Raw genomic sequence first — 25,668 nt, 5'->3', positions numbered from 1 at the left:
GCACCAACACGAAACGTCGCCCGATATCAGCCCACCCGCTGCAGCACGACCAGCGATCGCGCCGTCAGAACGAGCTGACCGGTCGCGGCGATCGGCTTCTCGCCCTCACCACGTTTGAAGCTCAATGAAGCGGGCGCAGGCTTCGTATGGGAATGCGAGATCGTCACTGGGACCAGTCGCTGCGGGTCCTGCTCGAGGGCTACGCCTGGCTGCCAGGCCTTCGACGCAGCACCGGCAGCGACGTGGTGCGGACACGAGTCATGGGCCAGCCCGCACTCGGGTTGTGCGGACCGGAAGCCGCGCAGTACTTCTACGACGAGAAGCACGTGCAGCGGCACGGCGCGATTCCCAGCCCTGTGCTGAGCACGCTGTTCGGTCACGGCGCTGTGCACACTTTGGACGGTGACGCCCATCGGCAGCGCAAGAGCCTCTTCCTCTCGCTGGTGACACCCGACTCGATCGCCTCACTGGTCAGCTGCGTGGCCGCCGCATGGGAGGACACCGTCGTCGGATGGCGAGCAGGCCGCGCGGTCGTGCTGTTCGACGAAGCGAGCCGCGCGCTCACGGCCGGTGTGCGCCGCTGGGCCGGCGTCCCGGTGGAAACCCACGACGTGGCGGACCTCGCGGCGGATCTCGTCGCGATGGTCGACGGGTTCGCCACGGCCGGGCCCCGGCACTGGCGTGCCCGCAAGGCCCGCACACGCCGTGAGGCGTGGCTCGGATCGCTGGTGCGACAGGTGCGCGACGGTGAGCTCGACGCACCGCACGGCTCTGCACTCGAGGCCGTGGCACGGCATCGCGACGCGGACGGCGAGCTGCTCGACCCGCACACGGCCGCGGTGGAGTTGCTCAACTTCATCCGGCCGACGGTCGCGGTGTGCTGGTTCGTCGCCTACGCCGGACATGCGCTGCACCGCTGGCCGCAGCACCGGGAACCACTGCGGTCAGGCGGTGACTTCGCTGTGGCGTTCGCACACGAGCTGCGCCGGTTCTACCCGTTCGCGCCGTTCCTCGGTGGCCGCGCGGCACAGGACCTGACGTGGCAGGGCGAGCACGTTCCAGAGGGATCCCTGGTGCTGCTGGACCTCTACGGCCAGAACCACGACAGTCGCTTGTGGACGGACCCGTACCGGTTCGACCCGCACCGGTTCGTCGACCAGGAGATCGGCGCGTGGGACCTCGTTCCGCAGGGCGCCGGTGATCCGCACACCGGGCACCGCTGCCCCGGCGAGCCATTCACCGTCGCGCTGCTCGCCGAGCTGTGCACCCGCCTGGCTCACCAGGACTACGACGTGCCCGGCCAGGACCTCACCATCTCGCTGAGCCGGATTCCGGCGCGCGTCCGCAGTGGGTTCGTGCTCAGCCCGAGGTGAACCCGGCGATGAGCTGAGCGGTCATCCCGCCCCTGCGGAACGGGAAGGTGTGCGCCCCGGCGACCACCTTCGACCGTCCGTCCGGCGCCGCCGCGGTCAGCCGGTCGACCCACGGTTGCGGAGCGAACGCGTCGTGTTCACCACGGGCCAGCAACACCGGACAGCTGACCTCCGTGATGACGCGTTCCGGCTCGTCCTGTTGTGCCGACCGGACGAAGCGGCAGAGCGCCTTCGGGCCGCCGCGCAGGTAGTCCGGCACCGTCGCCGGCCACAGGCCTGGTGGCTCGTGCCGCGAGTTGCGCACGTACGCGCGGAACAAGCCCTTCGCGGCACGTTGCTCCGGCGGGAACGTCGGCCCGAGCAGCACCAGCGACCGCACCAGTTCCGGCTGTGCCGCGGCAACATGCAACGCCGCCTGGGCCCCTGTGGAGTGTCCGACGAGGACCACGGGACCGCCCACCACCTCCTTGACCCAGCCGGACACCGCGTCCGCGACGGCACCGATCTCGGCCGGGCACACGCGCGACGCACGGTGGCCGAAGCCCGGCACGTCGAGCAGGTGTGCCCTGGCCCAGGCACCGCAGCCCGCGAGCGTGTCGACCAGGTAGCCCAACGCCCCGAGGCCCGGCACCAGGACGACGTCCACGTGGCCGTCGTGCTGCAGGCCAGCTTGCAGACTGCGGACCTTCCGGCCCGCGACCTCGTCCCACCGCAGACGCACGTGCTGCAGACCGTCCGGCATGACAGGCCCCTTTCGCACCGGCTCAATGCTGCGGCTACCGCCTTCCCCGGCTCGGAAAACGTGATGCTGCTCCGGGTTTGCCCGCGCTCGAGGGGGCTGACTCCTCTGCCACGGGTCAACAACGCGGCCTGTCAGATGGCGCAGAGCGCCGGCCTGCTCGGCATCAGCAGCGACCACTTCGACCGGGTGTTCAAGACCAACATCTACGCGATGTTCTAACTAGAGCATCCGGGTGAACTCCGTCGCACCCGGTCCTGTGTGGACACCGCTGCTCCCCCCAACGATGCCCGCCGAGAAGGTCGACGACCTCGGCGCGCAGACGCCGATGGGCCGCGCCGCCCAACCCGCCGAACTGGGGCCGGTCTACGTCTTCTTCGCATCACAGGGAGTCCAGCTACATCACCGGTGAGGTCCTGGACGTCACCGGCGGCCAGTTGCTCACCTGACCAGGCGTCCCCCGATCGGCGATGCAGGCGATCCGGTTCAAGTCGCGTCGTCCTGGCTAACCCTCCTCTATGGACCAGAGCAGGGCACCGGTGCTGGAAGCGTTGCAGGCGTATCGCGAGCGCGGCTACACGCCGTTCAACCCGCCCGGCCACCGCCAGGGCCGCGGTGCGGACCCGCGCGTGCTGGAGATCCTCGGTGAAGCGGTGTTCGCCGCCGACGTCATCTCGGTCAACGGGCTGGACGACCGGCTCAACCGGCAAGGCGTCATCGAGCAGGCCCAGCAGCTGATGGCCGAGGCCGTCGACGCCGAGCAGGCGTTCTTCTCGACCTGTGGCAGTTCTCTGTCGGTCAAGAGCGCCATGCTCTCGGTCGCGGGACCGCACGAGAAGCTGATCGTGCCCCGCCATGTCCACAAGTCGGTCATCTCGGGGCTGATCCTCAGCGGTGTCTCACCTGTGTGGCTGTCCCCGCACTGGGACGCCGAACGCCACCTGTCCCACCCGCCGGGCGCAGACGAGGTGCGCGAGCTGTTCGAGGCCGAGCCGGAGACCAAGGGCATGCTGCTGGTGACTCCCAACGACTACGGCACCTGCGGCGACATCGCCGCGATCGCGGAGGTCTGCCACGACTTCGGCAAGCCGCTGATCGTGGACGAGGCCTGGGGTGCGCACCTGCCGTTCCACGACGACCTGCCGCCGTGGGGCATGGACGCGAACGCCGACGTGGTCGTGACGAGCGTGCACAAGTCCGGTGCCGCGGTGGAGCAGAGTTCGGTGTTCCACATGCAAGGCGACCTGGTCGACCCGAACGTGCTCAAGGCCCGCGAGGACCTGCTGGCCACCACCAGCCCGACCTCGCTGGTCTACGCCACCCTCGACGGCTGGCGGCGGCACATGGTCCAGCACGGCGAGGGCCTGCTCACCGCGGCCCTGGCGCTGGCCCACTCGACCCGCGCCGCGATCAACGACCTGCCGGGCCTGCGCGTGATGGGCGAGGCGGAGTTCATCGGCGAGAAGCTGGCCAAGTCGCTCGACCCCCTCAAGATGGTCATCGACCTGACCGGCCTCGGCATCAGCGGCTACCAGGCCGCCGACTGGCTGCGTGAGCACCAGCGCGTCACCGTCGGCCTGTCCGACCACCGGCGCATCGTCGCCCAGTTCACCCACGCCGACGACCACCGCACCGCCGGCATTCTGCTCGACGCGCTCGGCGCCCTGGTCAAGGCCGCCGACGAGATGCAGACGCCACCACCGGTGGATCTGCCCTCACCGGAGGACCTGCAGCTGGAGACCGCGATGCTGCCGCGCGACGCGTTCTTCGCCGAGGTCGAGCAGGTCGGCGCCGACCAGGCGATCGGACGGGTCTGCGCCGAGATGGTCACGCCCTACCCGCCCGGCGCACCCGCCATCCTGCCCGGTGAGGTGATCACCGAAGAGGTCGTCGACTACGTCCGCAGCGGCCTGAACGCCGGGATGCAGCTGCCTGACCCGGCCGACTCGGAGCTGAAGACGTTCCGCGTCGTGGCCAGGAAGCCGTAACGGCGTCAGGGCAGCGTGCGCAGGTAGGCCGGTGCACGTCGTGCGGGTGCCGCGCGTTCGAAGTCCGCGGCGAACCGCAGGACCGTCGCGTCCGCCCCGTGCCCGCCCAGGAACGACACCCCGATCGGCAACGGCCCGGCGAACCCCGCCGGGACCGTGATGGTCGGGTAACCGGCGACCGCCGCCGGACTGGCGGTGCTCGGCCCGTCCGGATCGCCGTTGTCCGCGGTGGGCCACGCCGGACCGTTGGTGGGCGCCATGATCACGTCCAGGTGGTGGGCGGCGAGCACCTCGTCGATCGACCGGCGCGCCAGTGTCGTCGCGGTGCGCCGCTGGTCGAGGTAGGCCGCGCCGCCGATCGGCGGCGCCTTCTCGGCGTCGAAGAAGCGCTCCTGCCCGAACCTGCTCAACTCGACCGGGTCGTTCTCGTTGAACTCGATCAGCTCCCGCACCGTCCGCGGCACGCCCGGCCGGGTCCTCAGGTACTCCTCCACGTCGTGCTTGAACTCGGTGACCAACGCGGCACGTTCGGCGGCGTGGATCTCCTCCTGGTACCGGAGTTCGACGTCGACAGTGGTGGCGCCGCAGTCGCGCAGGACCTCCACCGCCGATTCCAGGACCCGGTCGACCTCGGCGCAGAACCCTGCCTTGCGCCACACGCCCACCCGCGCACCCCGCAACGCACCGGGCGTGAGCGGGTGGTCCACACCTGCCAGCACCGACATCAGGGCGGCGACGTCCTCGACGTTTCGGGCCATCGGGCCCGCGGTGTCCTGCTCGAGCGAGATCGGTACGACACCGGCGCCGCTGACCCTGCCGAGCGTCGGTTTGAACCCCACGACGCCCGTGTGGCCCGCCGGGGACACGATCGAGCCGTTGGTCTCGGTGCCGATCGCCACCTGCGCCAGCGAGGCCGCCACCGCCGCGGCCGACCCGGACGAGGAGCCGCACGGGCTGTGCCCCAGCACGTAGGGGTTGCGGGTCTGCCCACCGACCGCAGACCAACCGGACGGCGCCCACGGGGAGCGGAAGTTCCCCCACTCCGACATGTTCGTCTTGCCCAGCACGACGGCACCGGCGGCGCGGAGGCGGCGCACCAGCTCGGCGTCCTGTCGCGGCGGCACGCACAACGCTCGTGAGCCGGCCGTGGTCGCCAGGCCGGCCGTGTCGATGTTGTCCTTGAGCAGCACCGGAACACCGTCCAGCGGTCCACGTGACTGTCCGCGCGTGCGCCTGTGATCGCTGTCAGCCGCCTGCTTCAACGCCGTCGGGTCCACCGCCAGCACTGCCCGTACCAGCCGGTCGACGTCAGCGATGCGCCGCAGGTAGGCGTGAGTCAGCTCGACCGAGGTCAGCGTGCCGTCCGCCATCAGATCGGCGAGCAGCGGGATCGTCACCCGGTCCAGGTCGACGTCTGCGCCCAGACCGGCGGTCACCGGGGCGCTGGCGGTCACGAGCTGCATCCTGCAATTGCCGGACCACGGGCGTCGGGAGTCAACCACAGAACCGCCGATTCAAACGTGTTCTCCCTCACACGTCGTTGTCGAAGCACCCCGTAACACCAGGTAGGCGCTTGATCGTGCGCAAACGGGGTAACTGAGTTGCATCGAGCAGTCTGGTTCACCCGAGGAGAGGCGCCATGTGTGGAATCGCCGGAGAGGTCGTGACCGCGCAGGTGGGAAGCCCCGACCTCGCCGCGGTGGAACGCATGACGCGGTCCCTGTGGTCACGGGGCCCGGACGGTGCGGGGCACTGGTCCGAGGGACGGGTGGCGCTCGGACACCGAAGACTGTCGATCATCGACCTGTCCGAGAACGGCACCCAGCCCATGATCGATGACGATCTCGGGCTGGCGATCGTGTTCAACGGGTGCATCTACAACTACCGGGAACTGCGCGCGGAGCTGTCGAGCCGTTACCGCTTCAGGTCCACCAGCGACACCGAGGTGATCCTGAAGGCCTACGACCGCTGGGGTGAGCGGTTCGTCGAGCACCTCGTCGGCATGTTCGCGATCGCGCTGGTCGACCGGCGGCGCGACCGGGTGCTGCTGGTCAGGGACCGACTCGGGATCAAGCCCCTCTACGTGGCCGAAGTGCGGGGGCGGACGCGGTTCGCCTCGACCCTGCCCGCGCTGCTGGCGGGTGGCGGTGTGGACACGGAACTCGACCCGGTGGGCCTGCACCACTACCTGACGTGGCACTCCATCGTTCCCGCACCGCGCACGGTCCTGCGGGGCGTGCGCAAGCTGCCGGCCGCCACGATCCGCGTGCTCGAACCGGGCCGGGCGCCCCGCGATCACGTCTACTGGCAGCCGTCGTACACGCGGCGGTCCGTGCACGCCGAGTGGACCGCGCAGGACTGGCGTGACGCGGTCCGTGAGGCGTTGCAGGTCGCGGTGCGGCGGCGGACGGTGTCCGATGTGGACGTCGGTGTGCTGCTCTCCGGAGGACTGGACTCCAGCCTCCTGGTGGCGTTGCTCGCCGAGGAAGGGCAGCGGCCCAGCACGTTCAGCATCGGCTTCACCGACCGCGACGGAGTGGACGGTGACGAGTTCGCCTACTCCGACGCCGTCGCGCAGAAGTTCGGCACCGATCACCACCAGCTGCGCGTCGACGACGAGCAAATCGCCTCCGCCGTCGAGCACGCCGTGGGATCGATGAGCGAACCGATGGGCAGCCACGACGCCACCGCGTTCCACCTCGTGTGCCGCGAGGTGTCCCGGCACATCAAGGTCGTGCAGTGCGGTCAGGGCGCCGACGAGGTGTTCGCGGGCTACCGCTACCACCAGCCCGCGGCCGGCGCGGCACGGCACCAAGCGGCCGACGTGCTCCGCGAGGCGTTCCACGACCTGACCCACGACGAGCTCGCGCACGTGCTGGAACCGCACTGGCTTCCGGATGAGGACGTCAGCAGCGACCTCGTTGCGCGGCACCTCGCCGCTCCTGGCGCGGACACTGCGCTGGATGCCGTGCTGCGGACGGACACGCATCTGCTGATGCCCGACGACCCGGTCAAGCGGGTCGACAACATGGCGATGGCGTGGGGCGTCGAGGCGCGCGTGCCGTTCCTCGACCAGGACCTCGTGGAACTCGTCGCGGCGTGCCCGCCGGAGCTGAAGTCCGGACAGGACGGCAAGGGAATCCTCAAGGACATCGGGCGCGATCTGCTGCCCGTCGAGGTGGTCGACCGCAAGAAGGGGTACTTCCCGGTTCCGGCGCTCACCCGGCTCGACGGAGAGGTGCTCGACCTGCTCCGCTCCGCGTTGAGCTCCCCCGCCGCTCGCCGTCGCGGCGTCCTGCGACCCGGTTACGTCGACGCCCTGCTGGCCGATCCGAACGGCCAGTTCACCAAAACCGGGGGTAACGCGCTGTGGCACCTGGGCGTGCTGGAAATCTGGCTGCAGCAGCACGGCATCGGCTGAGTCTGCACGGGCTGGAGCAGGAACCCGACGGCGGCGGCGCGAAGGAACGGCTGCTGCGGCAGCGCGCCGCGGAAAGGAACCCGTGATGACCCGGCCGGACGTGCGTCCCGGAACCATCGTGATCTACACCGACGTCGCTTGCGCGTGGTCGACCGTCACGATCGCGCGGCTGCTGCGCACCCGCGCCGACCTCGGCCTCGACGAGCAGGTGCTGCTGGACCACCGGTGCTTCCTGCTCGAGGACGTCAACTCCTTCCCCATCCCCAAGAAGCTCCTCGACTCCGAGATCCCGGTCGCCGGCGCCCTCGAACCGAGTCTGGGCTGGAAACCCTGGCAGGCCGACCCGTCCGAGTGGCCGGTCACCACAGCGCCGGCCAACGAGGCCGTGCACGCCGCTAAACTGCAGTCACCACAGGCCGCCGAGGAACTCGACCTTGCGCTGCGCTTGGCGTTCTTCCGCGACAGCCGGTGCATCTCGCTGCGCCACGAGATCGTCGACATCGCGCAGGGCTGTCCGCACGTCGACGCCACCGAGATCGGCGCGGCACTGAACGACGGCCGGGCACGCGGACCCATGATGCTCGACTACCACGCTCATCGAGATGCCGTGCAGGGCAGTCCGCATCTGTTCTTCGCCGACGGTTACGACGTGCACAACCCCGGCGTTCAGCTGCGCTGGGAAGGCGAGCAGGGCGCCGGGTTCCCGGTGGTGGACTCCGACGATCCCCTGGTGTTCGAACGACTTCTGCGGCACGCCGCAGCCGCTGACCGGTCGACGACGGCCACATGACAGGGACGATCGAACTGCCGTTGGGGGGCATCGTCGGCCGATCAGCGACGTTCGAACGCTGCCGCACGACGGCGATCGGCCTCGGCGGCAGCGCGGTGACGGGCGGCAGCGGTGCGATGGTCCTCGGCGTCGCTGCCGCCGCGTGCCGCCGCCTGCTCGTGTGCCTGCGCTGCTCGTTCGTGCGCCGCAGCAGCCCGGCCGAGACTCTCCCGCAACCTCTCCTGCGCCTCAGCCGCATGTCTTCGAGCCTTGCTCAGAGCACCGACGGCCGACTCGATGTCGGTGCCCGTTGACGCCCTTCCCGCATCGGTGGCGAGTTCGGCCCGGCGCGACGCCAGTTGCAGGATGCGCTCTGACGTGAGGTTCGCCCCGCGACGCCGCGCGCTCCCCAGCCAGCCGCGTACCTTCCCTCTGACCTGATGCCACGACGACCGCGTCCAATCGACGAAAGATCTCGTCAGGCCTGCGCCCGGCGCAGGCCGTGCGGCTGAAGCTACTCGTCTTTCTCCCATCTGCTCGAGCGGACACCACTCGTCGCCGGGCGGGTCAGCTCATGGTGGCCAGCAAGCTCTCGCACGCCCGCGCGCACTCACGGCACGCCTCCGCACAGATCCGGCAGTGTTCGTGCATCTCCGCGTGCTGGCCGCACTCGTCGCCACAGGACTTGCACACCATCGCGCACGCCTCCAGCAACGTGCGGCTGATGTTGGCGTCGTAGCCGGTGTGCCGCGACAACACCCGCGCCGTCGCGTTGCAGACATCGGCGCAGTCCAGGTTCGTGCGCACACACTTCGTCAACTCCGCCACCGAGTCCTCGCTCAGACAGGCGTCGGCACAGGCCGTGCAGGCTTCGGCGCACGCGATCAAGGCGTCGATCGCGGCCGCGAGCTCGACGCGGTCCATCGTGATCTCGGCGGGATAGCTGCGCAGCATCGGCATGGTCGTTGAGGTCATCGTGGTCCACCCCTCATCGGAAACATCGCGACCTCACGGCTACCCCGATCACGACCTGGTCATCCGTGATCCTGTGTCGTCCGGCCTTGAACTCGGTCCCTGATCTCGGTGTTGATCGCACTGCTGTCGATGCCGCGGTCCTGGAGCAGCGCATCGATCTTCGCCTCGAGCCGGTCGTCGCTCTCGCGGGACTGGGACGAACCCCACGCGTAGAGGAACGCCAATCCCACCACCTGCCACATCAACTGGAGGAACTCCGACTGCCAGTTCTCCAGCGTCGCCGACAGGAACTGCGGGAAGAACTCCGACCAGGAGAAACTCGATCCGTGCTCAGCCGCCGAGTTGCCCACCTCGATGACCTGACTGATGAACTGGCCGATCCAGGACAGCAGGAACAAGGCGAAGGTGACCAACACGAAGGAATAGGCCTTGCTGAACGACGGCCGCTCGCGCCCACTTGTCGACCTGGTCATTTCGAACGTCCCGTCATGAGGGAACCCACGCCGTCGCCAAGTTCGGGACCGCCGCACGAGCGCGCTGGTAAACGCGCAGCATGTCGGCAGCGACCCGGTGCCACGAGTAACGCGCGGCTACACGATCCTGTCCCGCTATGCCGAACTCCTGGCGCTGGGTGGCGTCGGCCAGCAACGCGCGCAACGCACGCGCCAGCGCAGCTGGATCGCGCGGCGGAACATGCACACCGGTCACGCCGTCCACCACGGTGTCGGTGAGCCCACCGACCGCGGTTGCGACCACCGGCACGCCGCAAGCCATGGCTTCCAGGGGCACGATGCCGAACGGCTCGTACCACGGTGCACACACCACGGCATCCGCCGATCGCAACAACGCGGGCATGTCCGACCGTGACACCTTCCCGGTGAACACAACGCGGTCCGCGACCCCGGCATCAGTCGCCAGCGCCCTCAGCCGCTTCGCCTCGGGATCGTGCCGCAACCTGTCCCTTGCAGGCCCACCGGCGATCACCAGCTCAGTGTCATCCAGTTTGGACAGAGCAGCGATGACGTCGTCAAATCCCTTGCGCGGCACGAACCTACCAACCGTGACGATGCGCTTTGGTTGGCCGCGTTCGGCACGCGGACCTTCTGGGGTGAACATCGCCAGGTCCACCCCGCACGGCACGATCGAGATGCGTGAACGCGCAATCCCCATGCGGATGAGTTCGGACACCTCGTCCGAACAAGTGGCCGCGATCGCGGCGACCCGCCGGCCGATGAGCCGTTCGACACCGACACGCTCGGGTGGGCTCGTGTCATCGGCAGCCTGATAACGCCGTTTCACGATCCCGAGTGCGTGGTATGTCTGCACCACGGGGACGTTCATCGGACGCGCGCCGTGCACCGCCGCGAGCCCTGACATCCAGAAATGGGCGTGCACGACATCCGGCGTCTCATCGCTCCATTGCGCGGCGAGGAAGTGGGCAAACTCCCCCATGTGCGGCAGAAGTTCGTCCTTGGCGAGCCGCGTCGCCGGACCAGCCGGCACGTGCACCACGTCATAGCCTTGATCAGTGCGCACGCGGGCAGGTGAGCGTGGATGGTCGCGCCTGGTGTACACCGTCACCTCGTGCCCGTGCCGGCACAACGCCGCCGACAACTCCGCCACGTAGAGGTTCTGTCCCCCGGCGTCCACATCGCCCGACGCCGCCAGCGGGCTGGCGTGTTCGGACACCATCGCGATCTTCACTTGCTCACCTCCGTCAACGGATCAGCGCTTCGACTCCTTCCGAGCCACAGCGCCCAACGTCCGTCGGTCACGTGCCGTAGCGCTTCTCCGGTCAGGCCGCCGATGATTGCGAGCAGCCCCGGAGACGCCCTTCCAGCAGGTCACGCGCATGACCCCGTCTGACACCAGCGACAACACCGCTGTCGCTGGTGTCAGGACACAAATCGTGTCGGTCACGAACGGCGGATAACCAACAGCACGGCGGTCGAAACACCGCTACTGACCGTTGCGGCGGAAGACGATGACGATCGTCGTTTGAAGTGGCGGTGTACGGGTACGGCACGAATGACCGCAGGAGGAGGAGAGCAGCCAGCGGAGGCAGAGCGATGAACGTCGTTGACAGGATCCGTTCCGCAACCCGCGAGCACGTTCTCGTCGCCATGCTGGGCATACCGCGGCTGCTGCGCCATCCGGTGTGGCGGGCCGCCGAACCGAACCAGGGCAACGGACTCGGCGTGCTGCTGGTGCCAGGTTTCGGGTTCGGCGACGCCAGCCTCGCCTTGACCGCGACATGGTTGCGCAACAGGGGCCTGTCAGCAGCAGGCGCTCAGATCGGTCTCAACGTGGGCTGCACCAGCGAACTCGTTGAACGGACCGAACGCCGGCTGGAGCAGCACGCCGAAGCGACCGGTCGCCGCGTGGTCCTGCTCGGACAGAGCCGAGGCGGCGGCCTCGCCCGGCTCGTGACCGGGGCCCGCGTAGTAGCGCAGGACCACGGCCGCGCGCTGTTTCCTGGGCAGGGCGGCGAGGCGGCGGATCATCGCGTCCCGCTCGGCCCGCTGGTCCGCGCCGTCTGAGATCACCATCGGCTCGACCTCGGCCCGCGGGGACGTGCGGGTCAGCCTTCTGCGCCAGGACAGGTACTCGTTGACGACCATCCGCCGCACGTAGGCGTGCGGCTCGTCCATTCCCGAGATCTGTTCCCAGCGTTCGAACGCCCGGCCCAGCACATCGCTCACCAGCTCCTCGGCCAGCCACGTCCGGCAGGTCAGAACCGTGGCGAACCGCATCAGCGCGGGACGCTGCCTTGCCACGTACTCGGTGAACTCCATCGGCAACTCCCGATCATCGACTCGACCTCGATTTCGCACCCCTAATGAAGAAGTGACCTCTAACGTTGCATCCGATCTCTCAACAGCCCGAGCGGACTGAGCTGTGACGACACCGACGCTGATCCTCATCGGACAGTTCGAACCGGACCTCGCAGAGGAAGTGGAGACGACGATTGGTATCGCCGCCCGATGAGCTGAGCTACCGGTCGGTGCTGCGACTGCCGGACGTCGGCAGGCTCGTGACCGCGTCCACGGTCTCCCGGCTGGCCGAGCAGACCTTCGCACTGGCGATCGTGCTCTACACGCTCGAACGGTTCCACTCGCCCGCGCTGGCCGGTGTCGTCGCGTTCATCGCGATGGCGCCGGGTCTGGTGCTGAGCCCGATCGCCGGCGCCGTGCTGGACCGGCTCGGCGCCGCCCGTGCGATCACGGTCGACCTGCTGGCGAGCGCGGTGCTGGTGTTCGCCCTCGTCGTCGCCGACCGAACGGACTTCACCAGTTCGTGGCTGCTGATCGTCGTCGCGGGCCTGTACTCGCTGACGAGCCCGCTGCACCTGGCCGGCGTGCGCACGCTGCTTCCCCGGCTCGTGCCCGCGCACGCGCTGCCTCGCGTGAACGCCTTGGACACCAGCACGTTCGCCGTGGTGGACGTGCTCGGGCCGGTGCTCGCGGGCGGGCTGTTCGCGTTGACCGGGTCGTGGGTGACGCTGGCGCTCATCGGCGGGCTGTACGTCGTGGCCGCCGTCCTGCTGGTCCCGCTGGCGCTGCGGACAGCGGAACAGCGCGCCGAACACCCGCACCTGTTGCGGGAAGCCGCTTCCGGTCTCGGCTATCTGCTGCGCCACTCGACTTTGCGCGCGCTGGCCGGGTCATACTCGCTGTACCAGGTGAGCTGGGGCGTGCTGGTGGTCGCGGTGCCGGTCACCGTGCAGCGCGAGCTCGCCACCGCCGACGCCGCCGAGGTGGGCACCGGCCTGCTGTGGGCTCTGGTCGGGGTGACCGCCGTCGTGGGTGCGTTGTTCGTCGGGCGGCTCGAGAGCACGAACCGCGAACGCGGCTGGATCATGGCGGGCACCCTCGGCACCGCTGTCGCCGTCTTCCCGATCGCCGGGCTCGGCGGCCTGGTGTGGCTCGCGGTGGGACTGGCGCTGGTGGGTCTGCTGTCCGGACTGGTGGACGTCGGCACGCTGACCCTGCGCCAGCGCCGCACCGACCCCGAGCAGCTGGGCCGGGTGCTGGCGACGTCCATCAGCGCCAACATGTCCGGCCTGCCGCTCGGGTCGCTGATCGGCGGTCTGGTGCTGGCCTGGTCGGTGCCGGCCGCGTTCGCCGTCGGTGCCGCCGCGGCCGCCTGCTCGGCTGTGGTGGCGCTCCTGATCTCCCGGTCCAGCTGAGGCCACGGCCTTCGTCAGCTCGGCACCACGCGATACCGCACGTGCGTGACCGCCGGTGACGACACCGAGAACTCCTGCTCCAGCGCCACGGACACGCCGTCGAACAGCCGCGCGCCGGCGCCGAGCAGCAGCGGCACCAGGTTGAGCTGCACGCGGTCGAGCAGCCCTGCCCGCAGGACCGCCCTGCTGGTCTCGGCTCCCATCACGATCACGTCCCTGCCGCCGGCGACCTCCCCGGCCTGCCGCACGGCGGCGGCCACGTCGGTGACGAACGTGAAGGAGGCCGAGCGGGCGGGCAACGGAGGTCGTCCGGTGCGGGTGAGCACGAACGTCGGCGCTGGGTAGGGCGTGTCCTCCCAGTGCGGCAGGCCCAGCTCGAACGTGTGGCGGCCGCAGACGACCGCACCCGCCGACGCCGTCATCCAGGCGGCGACCTCCTGGTCGATCGGTGCGGGCGCGCCGAACATCCAGGAGTGCAGCGCCTCGCCGCCCTCCCCCATCGGGTTCTCCATCGAGACGTTCGGTCCGGTGACGTAGCCGTCGAGAGAGATGCTCTTGTGCACGATGACGTTTCCCATGCACAGGCAGACCGGCGAGCGTCCGGAAACTCATCGGTGGACGCCCGCCGTTCCCCTGCTCGGTTACTTCAGGGCGTAGGCGCGGATGATGGTCTGGCTCTGCTTGTTCCCCTCGGCGTCGTGGACGGACGAGCGCAGCGAGACGAACTTCGCGCCGGCCGGGTGGCGGACCGTGACCGTCCACTGTGTACGGTCACGCTGGACCAGCGCCGGAGCCCAGGTCTTGCCGTCGTCGCAGGAGACGTCGACCGTCGGCTTGGAGATCTGGCCGGGGGTGGCGCTTCCGTTGCGCTGCACCGACATCGGGATCCGGAAGAACCTGCCGGCGGGTGCGGCGTTGCGGTCGTCGAGGTCCGGTGCGTACCGCACGCCGAGCAACGGCAGGAGGGTTGCTTCGAGGGGCCGCTCACCGCGCTGCGAGGTGAACGTCCACTCCGCCTCGTACCGGGTGGTCAGGCCCGCGTAGGTGGAGCGGTCCGCGGTGGTGCGGGCGGTGTACGCCGCCCGTTCCGGACCCACCGCGAACACGCCGTAGACCGCCTGGTCGTTTTCGCCGATGACCTCGCCGTCGCGCAGCAGCTCCGTGCGACCGCGCATCGCCTGCGAGCTGTCGCGGCCGGGGTCCTGGTCGGCCAGCGGTGAGATCTGGAAGTGCAGCCGGTCCAGTCCCCGGAACGCCGTGGACCCGACCTCGCCGTCGAACAGGGACGGTCCGAAGACACCGCGGTTCCAGCGGACGGTCGTGGTCTTCCCGCGGGGGTACACCACCGGCTTGATCTGCACGTGCTCGCCGAGCCACTGGTCGCCGACCACCTCGGTGAAGGTGCGGAAGGCCCACGGCACGTCCGGTGTGTAGTACTCGGTCAGGGTGCCGGGCAACGGGATGGCCACCAGGTCGCGAACACCGGTCGAGCCCGGTGTCGTGCTCGCGTGCTCGGACCGGACCTTCGCGAGGTCGCCCGTCCGATCGTGCCACCTCGGTGTCCTCGGGACGGCGTGGTCGGTGTGCTTCAGGTGGTACAGGTACGGGCTGCCGTCGAACGACTGTCCGTTCCACTTCGCCTTCGTGGTCTGCGTGGTGAAGGTGAACGCGTCGTGCCGGGTGGACGACGGTCGCACGGTCAGCCGCTGGAGCTCCTCTCCGAACGCCAGCACCGACTCCCCGGTGAATCCGAACTCGGTGCTGGTCGTGCGCTGGAAGTCGAGCTGGGTGCGGACGTCCCGGGAGGACGGCTCGTCCACCGTGATCCCGACGGGCATCGCCTCGCGGGCGTCGAAGACCAGCGAAGTCTTCTTGCCCACCGTGAACGTCGGTTCGGCCATGTACGCCTTGCGCCCGGTGGCGGCGTCCCGGACGAAGCCGGTGTAGGTGTACTCGCCCGCGGGCAGCCGGACCGTGGTGGGCCCGGTGGCGAAGGCCTTGTAGACGTCCACCCGGCCGATCGGGACGAACCGGTAGCGGTAGTCGGTGCTGGGCGAGCCGTCGTGAGCGATCGCGCTGAGGTCGACGTCGTAGCTCTCGACCTCGCGATGCACCGCGATCGGCGTGCGCACCGCGGTGGTGCCGGCCGTCGCGGTGATGACGCCCGAGACATCACCGGAAGGCCCGTTCACCGCGACGTCGGCGGTGACGGTGACGGTGGCCTGACCACCTGCCGGCACGGTCACCGTCGCCGGGGTGATCGTGAACATGCCCTGCGGTGCGGGAGAACCGTCCTGGTGCTTGACGTCGGCCGAGAGGCTGAAGGTGGCCGGTGCGGTGCCGTGGTTGGTGTAGGTGAGGGTCTTCTTGATCGCGGCCGTGTCCTGGTAGGGCCAGCGCACCTCGCCGAAGTTCAGGCTCGCGGGTGCGGTGGACGTGGTCGCGCCGACCGCTTTGCCGACGTCGACCCGGCCCGCGCCCTGCTGGTGGACCGTCAGTCCGGCCTTCGCGGTGGCGCTGCCCATCAGCGTGGACTTCAGCTGCTCCGCGGTCCAGCCCGGGTGCTGCCCTGCGAGGATCGCCGCCGCGCCCGCGACGTGCGGTGCCGCCATCGACGTGCCCGTCAGCGGCAGGTGGCTCTGGCCGGGCTGCCCGTTCACGCTGTGCGCGGCGCGGGCCGCGGTGATGTCGACGCCGGGCGCGGTGATGTCCGGTTTGACCGCACCGTCGCCGAACCGGGGACCCCGGCCGGAGAACTCGGCCAGGTTGTCCGAGCGGTCGACCGCTCCGACGGTCAGCGCCGCGTCCGCGGTGCCCGGCAGTCCGACGAAGCCCTGGTTGCCCGCGGCGATGACGAACAGCGTCCCGGTTTCGGCGGTGAGCCGGTTCACCGCCTGCGACAACGGATCCGTGCCGTCGCTCGGTTCGCCGCTCAGGCTCATGTTGACCACGTCGGCACCCTGGGCCGCCGCCCACTGCATGCCTTCGATGATCGTCGACACGTGGCCGACACCGTCGTCGCCGAGCACCTTCCCGTTGAGGAGCCTGGTGTCCGGCGCGACTCCCCGGTACCGGGTGTGCTCGCCGGTGATGATCGACGCGACGTGCGTGCCGTGCCCGTGCCGGTCGTCCGGGCTGTCACCGCCGGTGAAGTCGCGGGCGTCCACCACCGCGCCGGCGAGGTCGGGGTGCGTGGCGTCGATCCCGGTGTCCAGCACCGCGACCTTCGTACCCGCACCGGTGTGGCCTGCCTGCCACGCGGCCGGGGCGCCGATCTGCGGCACCGAGTGCGCCAGAGCCACCCGGACCCGTCCGTCGAGCCACACGCGGTCCGCCTTCTGGGCCACCGGCCAGAACGCCGCCGAACGAGCCACGGAGACGGCCGTCGCCCCCATGGCGGGCAGTTCGCGCGTGACCTGGGCGGCGGCAGTGCTCGGCGCCGGTCCGGCGTGGTCGACGATCAGCGGCAGGCGGTCGGCAGAGGCGTCGTCGAACCCGGCGGCGATCAGGTCGGTGACGTTGAACAGCCGCGGGTCGAGAACCCCCTTCTGCAACAGTGCCTGCGCGTCCTCCGGGACGACGTTGAGGTCGCCGTGCTCGTCGGTGTAGGACTCGAACAGGAAGCGCTCACGGCCAGGAGCGGGCCGGACGTTCACCACCCGCTTACCGCTGACGGTGATCTTGTCCCCGGTCAGCAGTGTCACGGTCGCACCGTTGGCACCAACCGGCGTGATCACGACCGGATCGGCGGCCGCGCTCGGTGCCGCCGACACCACCGTCCCCGCCAGCACGAGTGCCAGCAGCCCCGGTAAGGCTCGTCTGCTTCGCATCAAACATCTCCACAAAGTTGTTGTCGTGGTTCGACTCGCGGACCAAGACACGCCATGTCCTCCTGACCGGGTTGCAACCTCCCGGTGAGGACATGGCGTGACTAACCGCGTGAATGCCGGTGGGGAACGGACAAAGAACGAACGCGAGGACCGGTTCGCGGCGTACTTCGCCGCCAAATCGGGCGCGATGCGCGCGACCGCGTACCTGCTGTGCGGCGACTGGCACCGCGCGGAGGACCTCGTCCAGACCGCGTTCGTGAAGCTGTACCTGGTGTGGCACCGGGTCGGCCACGAGGAAAAGCTGGACTGCTACACGCGCCAGGTTCTGGTGCGGACCTTCCTGGACGAGAAGAGACGCGGGTTCTTCCGGCGCGAGCGGCCGACCTCCGAGATCGGGGACCGCCCGCTGTCCGAACCGGACGACCACGTCGAGAACCGCGTCGTGCTGGTCGAGGCGCTCGCCGCGGTCGCGCCGCGGCAGAGGGCCGCTCTGGTGCTGCGGATCTGGGAGGACCTGTCCGTCGAGGACACCGCGAAGGCGATGGGCTGCAGCACGGGGACGGTCAAGAGCCAGCTAGCCCGCGGCCTCGCGACGATGCGCTCCCTCGTGCCGGTCAGCAGTGCGTGACCTCGTGAAACAGCTGGGTAATGCGGAACAAGGAGCCCAAGAGATGGATGAGCGTGAACTGCGGACAGCGATGGACGACGCCGTGGCGGTGGCGCCGCCGCCGATGATGGAAGGGCCCGTGCTGGTGGCCGGTCGGCAAGCCCTCAAACGACGTCGTGCGCTGCGGGCGAGCACCGCGAGCGCGGCGGTGGTCGCGATCACGGCGGTCGGGGTGGCCGTGCTCGCTTCAGGCCAGGGCCACAACGGTTTCGCTCCGGTCGGCGCGAAGCCGTCGGCAGTGCCGGACACCGTTGCGTCGTCACCGACCGCACGTCCCGACGCGACGGCGACCTCCGGCCCGCACCACGACCGCGCCGCGGCACTGGCGGCCGCGCTGAGCGACCTGGCACCGGACGGGTTCGGGACACCGGACGACCTCAAGGGCACCGGTGACTTCGCCAACCGGCCGTTGAAGAGCCACAAGGCCATGTCGGCCGGCGCGGTGAACGGCACCGAGCTGTGGCAGTACGCCGCGGGCACCCCGCTGACCAAGGGCGCGGCTGTCGGAGAGCTGGTCGCCACGGTCCACTCGCCGGGGTCGGCGACGACCGGGGAAGGCTGCGGGCTGAAGCCGACGGCGTGGGACTCCTCCCTCGCTCACTGCACCGAGGTGAACGTCAGCGGCAAGACGGTCGCCGTCGCGTCCGTCACCTACCCGGCCGTGGACGGCCTGCCGCCCGCTCAGTGGGCCGGCTATCGCCACGCTGACGGCACCGTGGTGTTCGTCATGCAGTCCACCGGAATGGCCCGATCGGGCCGCCCCGCCCTGGCCGCGATGCCGATGACCGATCAGCAGCTGGCCGCCCTGGCCGTCGATCCGCGCCTCAGTCCCCGGTGAGGAAGGCCACCGGGATCGCCGATCTGCGGCCCTCCGGCATGACGACGCGTTCGAAGCGGTAGCACCCTCCACTTCGGACAGACCGTCGCTGTGGCTCGCCGGCACCACGGCGCCCGCCTGCTGGTGTCGCCAGTGCGCGGGAGCGGAGGAGGACCGCTTGTCTAGGCTGAGCCCTCGAAACCGAGGAGTGCTCATGAAGCTCTACGCAGTCGCCGCCGTCGTCGACTCGGTCATGGCGGCCTTGCGCGGCACCGGAAGCGTGCGCAAGGTCACGAAAACCGCGCTGATGCCCGCCCTCGCGCTGACCAGCCCGCCACACGACCCTGGCATGGCGGTGGGCCTGGCCGGATCCTGGGCCGGCGACGTGGCACTGCTCGGCGACTCCGACCGGGCGTTCCGAACCGGACTGTTCAGCTTCCTCGTGGCCCACGTCGGCTACACGGCCGCGCTGGCCCGCCGATCACAGCCCGGCTCACGCGGGGCGGTCCTGCCGATCGTCGCGGCCTCGGCTGCCGGGGCCGCGGTGTTCGCCCGCGCGGCCGGGCCGATGGGGCGACCGGTCGGCCTGTACGCACTGACGCTCGGAACGATGGTCGCTGCCGCGTCGACGGTCCGCGGGCGTGGTGCGCGACGAGTTTTCGGTGGTGCGGCACTGTTCGCGGTGTCGGACGCGCTGCTCGGGGCGAGCCGGTTCGTCCTCGATGGACGGGCGGCGCGGGTCGCCTCGGCCGGTGTGATGCCCACCTACGCGGCCGCGCAGTGGCTGATCCACACCGGGTTCGAGCAGGAGGGCGACCCCGCCTGAAAACCCGTTGGATGCCCTGTGCTAACGTTCTTGGTGTCGGAAAGAGCAAGGCTCCGGCACACAAACAAGCGCCGCTAGCTCAGTTGGTTAGAGCAGCTGACTCTTAATCAGCGGGTCCGGGGTTCGAGTCCCTGGCGGCGTACTCCAGAGAAGCAGGTAGAGATTCGTCTCTACCTGCTTTTTTGCATTTCCGCCGCTTCCCGTCATCCTGAGGACGACGTCAACACCCGGCAAGCCTGGGCGGTGAGGTCGCCGAGCAAGCTGACGGCCTCGGCGAGTTCGGACCCGATCTCCAGCTGGATCCACAGGTGCCGGAGAGCGGCGGACATGTCCGAGGTCGTGTGAAACCTCCTGACCGCGAGGTCACGCAGCCAGCCGTCCAGGTACGGATCTGCCGGTCACCAGTTTCACCATCTCGTCGATCTGCGCGGCGAGTGGTGGGGCCAGCCACTTCCCGCCGGTCTCCAGCAGCCGGCTGCGGACAGTCGCGTTGAGGAACGACCAGTGGGCCGAAACCTCCGCGACAACGGGAACGGCCTGCCCGCCCGGCCGGACGGCCGATCGGAAATCCGCCAGTGCCTTGTCCAGCGTTCCGCCGAACACCAAGTCACGCAGGCTCTCTTCGTCCTGGGCGCTGTCCCACTGCCTGATGGCCTCTTGCGCCGCTCTCTCCACATTCAACAACCCGGCCGCGGCGGCACGCGGGTCGCTCAACGGGCCAAGGTGCAGTCTCGGGGCAGCTGAGGCGAGATCCTCGACCACCGTGGTCGCTTGCGCCGCTCGCCTCCACCAGACGGGCGTCGAGCACCCGGCGGACCTCGATCGACAAGGGAGAGCGTTGACTCTCGCGGACAGATGGTCGACAATCGACAACCGGCACGCCAGCACCAGCACTGAAGGACACCGTGGAGTTCGCGAGCAAGCCGAAGTTCGTCACGTTCGACATGAACGGGACGCTGATCCGCTTCCGCATCAACGACGTGATCCGTCAGGTCCTGGGCGACCGGCTCCCCGCCGAGCTCGCCGACGAGTTCCTGCGGACGGGCAACGAGTTCCGGTACGACGAGACCCTGGGCGACTGGAAGCCGTTCCACCAGATCGTCGCCAACTCGCTGGAGCGCACCATGCGTCACTTCGGCCTGGAGTACCGCGCCGGTGACGGTGAGGCGGTGTACGAGCAGATCCCCACGTTCGGCCCCTACCCCGGTGTCACCGAGGCACTTCGGCGCCTGGCCGAGGAGTACCCGCTGGTCATCGTGACGAACACCGACGACGCCCACGCGCCGAGCCTCGTGGAGAACCTCCAGGCTCCGTTCGAGGTCGTCATCACCGCCGAGCAGATGCGCGCCTACAAGCTGCGGCTGCACGCGTTCCAGTACACGCTGGACAAGCTCGGCGCGACGCCCGACGAGATCGTGTGGGTCTCAGCGAGCCCGAAGTACGACCTCCGCTCCGCGACCGTCATGGGCTTCGAGAACAAGGTGTACATGGACCGCGGCTTCGAGCCGGACCACCCGTGGCTCGGCTGCAAGCGGATCACCGACATCGCCGACCTCCCCGTCCTCTTCGGTCTGCCGCGGCCTTGAGGCGTGGACGACCGATCGCAACGGCAGGAGGACAGCGATGAAGTTCACCCCGTACTGGCTGGACACCGCTCCGCAGGGCCCTGACCGGTCGCGCACCGACATCGGCGGCCACGTCGACGTCGCGATCGTGGGAGCCGGCCTCACCGGCCTGTCAGCGGCACTGCACCTGGCCCGCAAGGGCGCCAACGTGCACGTCTTCGAGAAGGAGACGGTGGGCTGGGGTGCGTCGGGCCGCAACGGCGGGATGGCCACGACCGGTCTGTCGATCGGCTTCCGCGACGCGGTCAGCCGCTACGGGCTGGACATCGCGAAGGCGTACCTCCTGGCCTACCACGACGCGGTCGACACCGTGGAGAAGGTCATCAGCGACGAGGGCATCGACTGCGACTTCGCCCGCACCGGCAAGCTGAACCTCGCGTCCAGGCCCGCTCACCTCGACGGCATGCGCAAGACCGCCGAGATGCTGTCCGGGCTTGGTTTCGAGCACCGCGTGGTGGGCAGGAACGAACTCCGCGCGGAGATCGGCTCCGACCAGTTCCACGGTGCGATGGTCGACTCCAGGAGTGCGGGGCTGCACGTCGGCAAGTTCACCAAGGGACTCGCCGAGGCGGCCGTGCGGGCGGGCGCCACGATCCACGAGAAGGCGCCGGTCGAGCAGTTCCGCGGGCTGGGCGGCACGAAGCACGAGCTGGTCACCGCGCGGGGCACCGTCCGTGCCGACCAGGTCCTCGTCGCCACCAGCGGCTACACCGGGCGGCCGTTCCGCTGGCAGCAGGTCAGGATCGCGCCCGTCGGCAGCTTCATCATCGTGACCGAGCCGCTGAGCGAGGACGCCTGCGACGAGCTGCTGCCGACCCGGCGGATGGCGTCGACTTCCAAGAACCTGCTGAACTACTTCAGGATCACGCCGGACCACCGACTGCTGTTCGGTGGTCGCGCCCGGTTCACCATGTCCAACCCGCAGTCGGACGAGAAGTGCGGGCGCATCCTGCAGCGGGGGATGACCGAGTTCTTCCCACAGCTCGCGAACGCGCGGGTGGACTACTGCTGGGGCGGACTGGTCGACATGAGCATGGACCGCATGGTCCACGCCGGCGAGCGCGACGGACTGTTCTACTCGCTCGGCTACTCCGGCCACGGTGTCCAGATGGCCACGCACATGGGCAAGCAGATGGCCGAGTACCTGAACGGCACCGTGACCGCGAACCCGTGGCGTGACTTGAAGTTCAACCGGATCCCCGGCCACTTCGGCCCGCCCTGGTTCCTGCCTTTCGCGGGTGCCTTCTACAAGTTCAAGGATCCGTGAAGTAGGCGTTCCGCCACGCCTCAAACCTGCGCACCTTCCCAGTTGATGAAGGACGGCCACCATGCGAGCCTCAACACCCTTGCGTGCCACGATCATCGCGACATCCCTGACCTTCGCACTCGTCGCGTGCGGGTCGGTCGAAGCAACCCAGCCCGCCGGCTCCGACCAGGTCGAGCACACCGACGACATCTCGGTGGGCGTGCAGCCGGACCCGGCGGCGGTGAAGCTGCTGCCGGAAGCCGTGAAGGCCAAGGGCACGATCTCGGTGGCGATGGACCTGTCGAGTCCGCCCACCACGTTCATGGCGACGGACAACAAGACCCCGATCGGGTTCAACCCGGACATGGCGCGGCTGATCGCGGCCAAGCTCGGGGTGAAGCTGCAGATCGACAACGTCAAGTTCGACACCATCATCCCCGGTCTGCAGGGCGGGCGGTTCGACTTCACCGCGACCACCATGGGCGCCACCGCGGAGCGGCTGAAGGTGCTCGACATGATCAACTACTTCCAGAACGGCACCGGGGTCGCCGTACCTCGCGGGAACCCGCAGAAGCTGACCGTCCACGACCTGTGCGGACGCCGCGTCGGCGTGCAGTCCGGTACCACGGCGGAAATCAAGTGGCTGCCACAGCTGAGCGAGAAGGACTGCACGAGCCAGGGCAAGCAGGCCATCACCGGAGTGACCCTGCCGAGCGTCAACGACTCGCTGACCCAGCTCGCCTCCAAGCGCCTCGACGCGGTGATGTACGACTTCACCTCGCTGTCGTGGGCGGCCAAGCGGCAGCCGAACGTGCTGGAGGTCCTGCCGGAGCGGGTGGTCTCCGCGAAGGTGAACGTCGCACTGCCCAAGGGTTCCGCGCTGACCCCGGCCATCCAGGCGGCCGTGCAGTCCATCATCGACAGTCCCAAGTACGCCGAAGCCCTTGATCGCTGGGGCTTCCAGGGCCTCGGCATCGAGACCGCGGCGATGGCCGTTCCGCTGGGGCAGTGATGTCGACGACCACGACCACTTCTCCGACCGGGAGCCGGCCGTTGCCGGAACTGCTGCCAGAGCACAAGAAGCGGATCACGCCGAAGCGTCCGCGCGACTACCTCTGCTGGGCGGCCGCGATCGCGGTCGTCGCCGGCCTGGTCTACACGACGGTGACCAACGAGAACTACCAGTGGCCGGTGGTGTTCAGCTACCTCACCACTCGGTCCATTCTGGACGGTCTGCTCCTCACGCTGGTCCTGACGGTGGTCAGCATGGGCCTGGGCACGCTGCTCGGGTTGCTGCTCGCGATCATGCGGATGTCGCACCAGCCCCCGATCTCCGGTCTGGCCCGGCTGTACATCACGTTCTTCCGCGGCACACCGGTGCTGGTGCAGCTGATCTTCTGGTTCAACATCGCCGCGCTGTACCCGAACGTCTCCCTCGGCATCCCGTTCACCGACATCTCCAACCCGGTGGACGTCAACGCGCTGATGACCCCGCTGACCGCGGCCATCGTGGGCCTGACGCTGAACGAGGCCGCCTACATGGCGGAGATCATCCGCGGCGGCTTCGCGTCGGTGAACCGCGGCCAGTACGAGGCCGCCGACTCGCTGGGAATGAGCGGTTTCACCAGGCTCCGCCACGTGATCATCCCGCAGACCATGCCCGCGATCATCCCCGCCACCGGCAACCAGGTGATCGGCATGCTCAAGGGCACCTCACTGGTCAGCGTCCTCGGCGTGGCCGAACTGCTCAACAGCGCGCAGTCCATCTACGCCCGCACCTACAAACCATTCCGCTGCTGATCGTCGCCAGCCTCTGGTACCTGATCATGACCCTCGCGCTCAGCGTGCCGCAGTCCATGATCGAGCGCCGCTTCTCCCGCTCCACCCGCAGGCAGGCCGCGGTCGCCACCGCGACGAAGGAGTCGTTGCTGTGAAAGCCGACGGAACGATCTTCGCCCGCAAGCTCTGCAAGAGCTTCGGCAGCCACCAGGTGCTGCGCGAGATCGACCTGACGGTGTCCGCCGGGGAGATCTCCTGCATCATCGGGCCCAGCGGATCCGGCAAGTCGACACTGCTCCGCTGCGTCAACGGCCTCGAAACCGTCGACCGCGGCGTGCTGCGGGTCAACGGCGAGGACTTCGGCTACGTCGAGAAGGACAACGCCTACCACGCCGTACGCCCGCAAAGGCTGACTGAGCAGCGTGCCCGCATCGGCATGGTCTTCCAGCAGTTCAACCTGTTCCCCAACATGACCGCGGAAAGCAACGTCATGTCCGGGCCGGTGCTGGTCAAGAAGACCGACCGCAAGGCCGCCAGGGAACGGGCCCAGGAACTGCTGGCCCAGGTCGGCCTCAGCGGCTGCGGCCACAAGTACCCCGCCCAACTCTCCGGCGGCCAGCAGCAACGCGTCGCCATCGCCCGCGCCCTCGCCATGGACCCCAGCATCATGCTGTTCGACGAACCCACCAGCGCACTCGACCCCGAACTCGTCGGCGAAGTGCTCGGTGTGATGCGCGACCTGGCCCACAACGGCATGACCATGCTGCTGGTCACCCACGAGATGGGCTTCGCCCGCGACGTCGCCGACGAAGTGCTCTTCATGGACGACGGCATCGCGGTCGAACGCGGCGACGCACGGGAAGTGCTCGCCAACCCGAAGGAGAAGCGGACCCAGGAGTTCCTGGAAAGGGTGCTGTGACGATGATCAATGCGACCGCGCGGGCTTCTGATCGGCTCGAGGCGCTCGGCCTGGAGCTTCCTGCCCTCGGCTTCGGCGCGAGCCCGTACTTCGTGAACCACCGGGCGGTGGACTCCGCCATCCACATCTCGGGCCAGCTGCCGTACCGCGACGGCGAGCTGATGGGCCAGGGCATCGTCGGCAGGGACGTCGACGTGCCGACGGCGCGAGAACTCGCCCGCCAGACCGCGCTCAACGCGCTCGCGATCGCCGCGGACGCGGTGGGAGATCTGGACCGGGTGCGGATCGTGCAGATGCTGGTGTTCGTGGCCAGCACGCCGGATCTGGGTGAGCAGTCGCGAGTCGCCGACGCGGCCAGTGAGCTCCTCGTCGAGGTACTGGGCGAGAACGGACGGCACGCACGCACCGCGATCGGCGTCGCCGGGCTGCCGCGCAACAGTCCCGTCGAGATCCAGATGATCTGCACCGCGGTTCAGCACGAGGAAACACCGTGAACCGGCTCCAG

At 69.1% G+C, this 25,668-nt stretch carries 26 protein-coding genes, 1 tRNA gene and 1 pseudogene; 18 read left to right on the top strand and 10 right to left on the bottom strand.

The features are described 5' to 3' along the window. Nucleotides 1-152: 152 nt before the first annotated feature. Nucleotides 153-1,373 (top strand): cytochrome P450, encoded by a 1,221-nt coding sequence (locus ABFX45_RS37645; RefSeq protein ID WP_346135401.1) that lies wholly within the window; start codon nt 153-155, stop codon nt 1,371-1,373. Here the strand turns inward: ABFX45_RS37645 and ABFX45_RS37640 are convergent. Further along, entirely contained in the window at nt 1,360-2,115 is a 756-nt protein-coding gene (locus ABFX45_RS37640) for an alpha/beta fold hydrolase (protein WP_346135399.1), read from the bottom strand. The genes ABFX45_RS37645 and ABFX45_RS37640 overlap by 14 nt on opposite strands. On the opposite strand from ABFX45_RS37640, the gene ABFX45_RS37635 reads away from it, so the two are divergent. The 3 genes and pseudogenes from ABFX45_RS37635 to ABFX45_RS37625 all read left to right on the top strand — a co-directional run bounded on the left by ABFX45_RS37635 (nt 2,095) and on the right by ABFX45_RS37625 (nt 4,100). Further along, entirely contained in the window at nt 2,095-2,334 is a 240-nt protein-coding gene (locus ABFX45_RS37635) for a hypothetical protein (protein WP_346135397.1), read from the top strand. The genes ABFX45_RS37640 and ABFX45_RS37635 overlap by 21 nt on opposite strands. A 7-nt stretch (nt 2,335-2,341) precedes the next feature. Further along, nucleotides 2,342-2,561 (top strand): annotated as a pseudogene (locus ABFX45_RS37630) (SDR family oxidoreductase); the annotation flags it as partial. A gap of 69 nt (nt 2,562-2,630) precedes the next feature. After that, nucleotides 2,631-4,100, top strand: a complete 1,470-nt coding sequence (locus ABFX45_RS37625) for an aminotransferase class I/II-fold pyridoxal phosphate-dependent enzyme (RefSeq protein WP_346135395.1) — start codon at nt 2,631-2,633, stop codon at nt 4,098-4,100. Nucleotides 4,101-4,105: 5 nt separating this feature from the next. Here the strand turns inward: ABFX45_RS37625 and ABFX45_RS37620 are convergent, their stop codons facing one another. After that, a complete protein-coding gene (locus ABFX45_RS37620) occupies nt 4,106-5,563 on the bottom strand; it encodes an amidase family protein (RefSeq protein ID WP_109640682.1) in 1,458 nt (485 codons plus the stop codon). A gap of 176 nt (nt 5,564-5,739) precedes the next feature. Between ABFX45_RS37620 and ABFX45_RS37615 the strand changes: the two genes are divergently transcribed. The 3 genes from ABFX45_RS37615 to ABFX45_RS37605 all read left to right on the top strand — a co-directional run bounded on the left by ABFX45_RS37615 (nt 5,740) and on the right by ABFX45_RS37605 (nt 8,604). Continuing rightward, complete coding sequence (locus tag ABFX45_RS37615; RefSeq protein WP_109640681.1) at nt 5,740-7,521, top strand: N-acetylglutaminylglutamine amidotransferase; 1,782 nt, start codon at nt 5,740-5,742, stop codon at nt 7,519-7,521. An 85-nt stretch (nt 7,522-7,606) separates the two neighbouring features. Then, a complete protein-coding gene (locus ABFX45_RS37610) occupies nt 7,607-8,311 on the top strand; it encodes a DsbA family oxidoreductase (protein ID WP_346135392.1) in 705 nt (234 codons plus the stop codon). Further along, entirely contained in the window at nt 8,308-8,604 is a 297-nt protein-coding gene (locus ABFX45_RS37605) for a hypothetical protein (RefSeq protein ID WP_346135390.1), read from the top strand. Before ABFX45_RS37610 ends, ABFX45_RS37605 begins: the two co-directional genes overlap by 4 nt. 253 nt (nt 8,605-8,857) lie before the next feature. On the opposite strand, the gene ABFX45_RS37600 is transcribed toward ABFX45_RS37605, so the two are convergent. The 4 genes from ABFX45_RS37600 to ABFX45_RS37585 all read right to left on the bottom strand — a co-directional run bounded on the left by ABFX45_RS37600 (nt 8,858) and on the right by ABFX45_RS37585 (nt 12,060). Next, nucleotides 8,858-9,265, bottom strand: coding sequence for a four-helix bundle copper-binding protein (locus ABFX45_RS37600; protein ID WP_109640678.1), 408 nt, complete (start codon nt 9,263-9,265; stop codon nt 8,858-8,860). A gap of 59 nt (nt 9,266-9,324) precedes the next feature. Continuing rightward, entirely contained in the window at nt 9,325-9,738 is a 414-nt protein-coding gene (locus tag ABFX45_RS37595; protein WP_346135387.1) for a DUF6766 family protein, read from the bottom strand. A gap of 13 nt (nt 9,739-9,751) precedes the next feature. Then, the gene (locus tag ABFX45_RS37590; protein WP_346135385.1) at nt 9,752-10,969 is read right to left on the bottom strand and encodes a glycosyltransferase; all 1,218 of its coding nucleotides are present in this window, start codon (nt 10,967-10,969) and stop codon (nt 9,752-9,754) included. A gap of 572 nt (nt 10,970-11,541) precedes the next feature. Further along, nucleotides 11,542-12,060, bottom strand: coding sequence for a sigma factor (locus tag ABFX45_RS37585; RefSeq protein WP_346135383.1), 519 nt, complete (start codon nt 12,058-12,060; stop codon nt 11,542-11,544). A 173-nt stretch (nt 12,061-12,233) separates the two neighbouring features. On the opposite strand from ABFX45_RS37585, the gene ABFX45_RS37580 reads away from it, so the two are divergent. Further along, the gene (locus tag ABFX45_RS37580; RefSeq protein ID WP_346135381.1) at nt 12,234-13,454 is read left to right on the top strand and encodes an MFS transporter; all 1,221 of its coding nucleotides are present in this window, start codon (nt 12,234-12,236) and stop codon (nt 13,452-13,454) included. Between the two features lie 14 nt (nt 13,455-13,468). Here the strand turns inward: ABFX45_RS37580 and ABFX45_RS37575 are convergent, their stop codons facing one another. Together ABFX45_RS37575 and ABFX45_RS37570 are read right to left on the bottom strand one after the other, a co-directional pair. Further along, on the bottom strand, nt 13,469-14,032 hold the full coding sequence (locus ABFX45_RS37575; protein WP_346135379.1) for a dihydrofolate reductase family protein: 564 nt from the start codon (nt 14,030-14,032) through the stop codon (nt 13,469-13,471). A 63-nt stretch (nt 14,033-14,095) separates the two neighbouring features. Further along, complete coding sequence (locus tag ABFX45_RS37570; RefSeq protein WP_346135377.1) at nt 14,096-17,284, bottom strand: S8 family serine peptidase; 3,189 nt, start codon at nt 17,282-17,284, stop codon at nt 14,096-14,098. A 97-nt stretch (nt 17,285-17,381) separates the two neighbouring features. Here ABFX45_RS37570 and ABFX45_RS37565 point away from each other — a divergent pair, with 97 nt between their 5' ends. From ABFX45_RS37565 to ABFX45_RS37550, 4 genes are all read left to right on the top strand, one after another. Continuing rightward, nucleotides 17,382-17,912 carry a SigE family RNA polymerase sigma factor gene (locus tag ABFX45_RS37565; RefSeq protein ID WP_267899883.1) on the top strand — a complete coding sequence of 177 codons (531 nt, stop codon included), beginning with the start codon at nt 17,382-17,384 and terminating at the stop codon, nt 17,910-17,912. Nucleotides 17,913-17,955: 43 nt separating this feature from the next. Further along, a complete protein-coding gene (locus tag ABFX45_RS37560; RefSeq protein ID WP_346135375.1) occupies nt 17,956-18,789 on the top strand; it encodes a hypothetical protein in 834 nt (277 codons plus the stop codon). 193 nt (nt 18,790-18,982) lie between these two features. Next, nucleotides 18,983-19,594, top strand: a complete 612-nt coding sequence (locus tag ABFX45_RS37555; RefSeq protein WP_346135373.1) for a lysoplasmalogenase — start codon at nt 18,983-18,985, stop codon at nt 19,592-19,594. A gap of 68 nt (nt 19,595-19,662) precedes the next feature. After that, a tRNA-Lys gene (locus tag ABFX45_RS37550) sits at nt 19,663-19,736 on the top strand. Between the two features lie 61 nt (nt 19,737-19,797). Here the strand turns inward: ABFX45_RS37550 and ABFX45_RS37545 are convergent. Then, nucleotides 19,798-19,923 (bottom strand): hypothetical protein, encoded by a 126-nt coding sequence (locus ABFX45_RS37545; RefSeq protein WP_267900122.1) that lies wholly within the window; start codon nt 19,921-19,923, stop codon nt 19,798-19,800. 34 nt (nt 19,924-19,957) lie between these two features. Then, nucleotides 19,958-20,308, bottom strand: a complete 351-nt coding sequence (locus tag ABFX45_RS37540) for a hypothetical protein (RefSeq protein ID WP_346135370.1) — start codon at nt 20,306-20,308, stop codon at nt 19,958-19,960. Nucleotides 20,309-20,499: 191 nt separating this feature from the next. On the opposite strand from ABFX45_RS37540, the gene ABFX45_RS37535 reads away from it, so the two are divergent. The 6 genes from ABFX45_RS37535 to ABFX45_RS37510 all read left to right on the top strand — a co-directional run bounded on the left by ABFX45_RS37535 (nt 20,500) and on the right by ABFX45_RS37510 (nt 25,657). Next, nucleotides 20,500-21,180 carry a haloacid dehalogenase type II gene (locus tag ABFX45_RS37535; RefSeq protein ID WP_346135368.1) on the top strand — a complete coding sequence of 227 codons (681 nt, stop codon included), beginning with the start codon at nt 20,500-20,502 and terminating at the stop codon, nt 21,178-21,180. A gap of 37 nt (nt 21,181-21,217) precedes the next feature. Continuing rightward, nucleotides 21,218-22,486: an NAD(P)/FAD-dependent oxidoreductase gene (locus ABFX45_RS37530; protein WP_346135366.1), complete on the top strand. Its 1,269-nt coding sequence runs from the start codon at nt 21,218-21,220 to the stop codon at nt 22,484-22,486. 61 nt (nt 22,487-22,547) lie between these two features. Continuing rightward, nucleotides 22,548-23,477: an ABC transporter substrate-binding protein gene (locus tag ABFX45_RS37525; protein WP_109642166.1), complete on the top strand. Its 930-nt coding sequence runs from the start codon at nt 22,548-22,550 to the stop codon at nt 23,475-23,477. Beyond that, nucleotides 23,477-24,265 (top strand): amino acid ABC transporter permease, encoded by a 789-nt coding sequence (locus ABFX45_RS37520; RefSeq protein ID WP_346135363.1) that lies wholly within the window; start codon nt 23,477-23,479, stop codon nt 24,263-24,265. The genes ABFX45_RS37525 and ABFX45_RS37520 overlap by 1 nt, the downstream gene beginning before the upstream one ends. 130 nt (nt 24,266-24,395) lie before the next feature. Further along, the gene (locus tag ABFX45_RS37515; RefSeq protein WP_346135361.1) at nt 24,396-25,163 is read left to right on the top strand and encodes an amino acid ABC transporter ATP-binding protein; all 768 of its coding nucleotides are present in this window, start codon (nt 24,396-24,398) and stop codon (nt 25,161-25,163) included. A 2-nt stretch (nt 25,164-25,165) separates the two neighbouring features. Beyond that, a complete protein-coding gene (locus tag ABFX45_RS37510) occupies nt 25,166-25,657 on the top strand; it encodes a RidA family protein (RefSeq protein WP_109642223.1) in 492 nt (163 codons plus the stop codon). Nucleotides 25,658-25,668: the final 11 nt, after the last annotated feature.

Source organism: Lentzea roselyniae (genome assembly GCF_039537795.1).
Taxonomy (GTDB): Bacteria; Actinomycetota; Actinomycetes; order Mycobacteriales; family Pseudonocardiaceae; genus Lentzea; species Lentzea atacamensis.
Note: the sequence above shows the minus strand (reverse complement) of the source record. Positions and strands in the feature narration are given on the sequence as shown.